This window comes from Bradyrhizobium sp. 23AC (assembly GCF_054863025.1).
In genome coordinates, this window is the sequence record NZ_JAVAYN010000206.1 from 1 (window position 1) to 261 (window position 261).

At 70.5% G+C, this 261-nt stretch carries 1 pseudogene; it reads right to left on the reverse strand.

Annotation, left to right across the window (positions count from 1 at the left end):
• Window positions 1-261: pseudogene (locus RAD10_RS42125) on the reverse strand (hypothetical protein); the annotation flags it as partial.

Genomic DNA, 261 nt, shown 5'->3' on the forward strand with positions numbered 1-261 from the left:
TGGGCCGGTCAGCGGCTCCGCGCCGCAGGCCGTCGAGCATGGCGGCGGTCGCGTCATCGAGGGAGAGGCCACGTTCCGTCAACAGCTCTGGCGCCATGCGAATCTCGGCATAGACCACGCCATCGGCCGCCAGGTCCTCGACGCACTCGGCGGCGACCCGCGAGATGGCATCGGGCGTCTGCATCACCGCCACCGTGTGGCGGAAGCCCTCCAGGTACAGCTCCAGCGACTTGCGGTCCGCGCCAAGGGTGAACCAGCGGC